This is a genomic window from Pseudomonas sp. S4_EA_1b (genome assembly GCF_016307435.1).
GTDB lineage: Bacteria > Pseudomonadota > Gammaproteobacteria > Pseudomonadales > Pseudomonadaceae > Aquipseudomonas > Aquipseudomonas rhodesiae.
On the sequence record NZ_JAEILC010000011.1, the window covers coordinates 1 to 358 of the forward strand.

The window sequence follows — 358 nt, forward strand, 5'->3', positions numbered from 1 at the left end:
GGCGGCTGGCCGATCATTCTGTTCCTGATCGCCGAGCGCCTGCGTAACCTGGGTAAATACACCTTTGCTGACGTGGCGTCCTACCGCCTGGGCCAGACCCAGATTCGCAGCCTGTCGGCTTGCGGTTCGCTGGTGGTGGTGGCGTTCTACCTGATCGCGCAGATGGTGGGGGCGGGCAAGCTGATCCAGTTGCTGTTCGGCCTGGACTACCATGTGGCGGTGATTCTGGTAGGCATCCTGATGTGCCTGTACGTGCTGTTCGGCGGCATGCTGGCGACCACATGGGTGCAGATCATCAAGGCGGTGCTGTTGCTGTCGGGTGCCTCGTTCATGGCGCTGATGGTGATGAAGCACGTTA

At 60.9% G+C, this 358-nt stretch carries 1 protein-coding gene; it reads left to right on the plus strand.

All coding sequences use genetic code 11. The annotated features are described in order from the left end of the window. Positions 1 to 358, plus strand: a 358-nt coding sequence (locus tag YA0848_RS35860; RefSeq protein ID WP_442967184.1) for a sodium:solute symporter family transporter, incomplete at both ends; no start/stop codon positions are given.